We start from the raw sequence: 1047 nt of genomic DNA, 5'->3' as shown, positions 1-1047 counted from the left end.
TTCATCAGAATTTATAAACACTGGTTTATTCACAAATGCCTCCATACAGCCTATTGGCAAAAGTTATTTTCTAAGATATGGAGTGAACATATTTTCGATTTTAGAATAAGTCAATATAATTTTTCTAAAACAGAAAAAATTTTTTTAGTGATAGACAAATAGTCTACACAAAAAAGTAATTTAATTTTCATTTCAATGTGGAGAAAATTCTGTATGAAGCAGTCTAAAAAAGCTCTAAAAATATTTTCGTCATTAACAAATGAGCAAAAACGGGTGGTTATTTTTCATCTTCTTCTTCTTGCAAAGATCGTAGAAAAGAAATGACAGCTTTTCTATGTTCTGGCTTTGCCGAGGAATATAATTTTAAAAAATAATCATCACAATTATCGGGTATAAAATGAGGGGGGAGAGCTTTAAAAAATGAAGTTAATCTAACGAGTTCATCAGCAGATATACTTCTACTTTCTTTATCATCATCGATAGAAAGCATTTTAGATACAACAGATGTATGAAGTCCCATATGTTTAGCTAATTCAGTTCGGGACCCATGACCCATTGTTTTAAGTTTTTCATTTGCCCAAATTTTTATTTCTTTTTGAATATCCATACTTACCAATATTCCTGTTGTTTTAAAAAATATCAACATTTCTATTTTAGAAAAAATGTTGACATTTTTTCTATAATCGAATAAATGCACATTTGATAAATAGAGAAATTAAAATGAATATCAAAAATTCAGCAGGTACGATTATAAAATATTTAGGCGGTGCGAAACGTGTGTCGTTGATTTCTCAATGTCATGTGTCTGCTGTTTATAAATGGACTTATCCTTTAAAAAAACTAGAGGGTAAAGGCGGAATTATACCAGCTAAATATCAAATTATGCTTCTGAACTACGCACGTGATCATGGGATAGATTTGCGTCCAGAAGATTTTTTTTACCCCGATCGCTTGCAGAGATTAATGCAAGAGCAACACCCCCCAATGTCGAAAATTTGCAAGAGCTGCGGTGTTGATCAGAAGGTCGATAGATTGCAGCATTAAGGA

At 31.5% G+C, this 1047-nt stretch carries 2 protein-coding genes; one reads left to right on the top strand and one right to left on the bottom strand.

What is annotated here, in order from left to right; genetic code table 11:
- Nucleotides 1-277 precede the first annotated feature (277 nt).
- Nucleotides 278-607 (bottom strand): hypothetical protein, encoded by a 330-nt coding sequence (locus ACFIK1_RS07185; RefSeq protein ID WP_375653475.1) that lies wholly within the window; start codon nucleotides 605-607, stop codon nucleotides 278-280.
- A gap of 113 nt (nucleotides 608-720) precedes the next feature.
- On the opposite strand from ACFIK1_RS07185, the gene ACFIK1_RS07180 reads away from it, so the two are divergent.
- Nucleotides 721-1044, top strand: a complete 324-nt coding sequence (locus ACFIK1_RS07180; RefSeq protein ID WP_375662455.1) for a hypothetical protein — start codon at nucleotides 721-723, stop codon at nucleotides 1042-1044.
- The last annotated feature ends 3 nt before the right edge of the window (nucleotides 1045-1047 follow it).

The sequence above is a fragment of the Bartonella sp. OC16QHHD genome (assembly GCF_042194035.1).
In the GTDB taxonomy this organism is placed as follows: domain Bacteria; phylum Pseudomonadota; class Alphaproteobacteria; order Rhizobiales; family Rhizobiaceae; genus Bartonella.
The sequence above is the reverse complement of the archived record's forward strand: the minus strand, read 5'-3'. Positions and strand labels throughout refer to the sequence as shown.

Bases quoted from the DNA above. Each gene is read 5' to 3' on its own strand.
- ACFIK1_RS07185 (WP_375653475.1), bottom strand. From the start codon at position 607: ATGGATATTCAAAAAGAAATAAAAATTTGGGCAAATGAAAAACTTAAA.
- ACFIK1_RS07180 (WP_375662455.1), top strand. From the start codon at position 721: ATGAATATCAAAAATTCAGCAGGTACGATTATAAAATATTTAGGCGGT.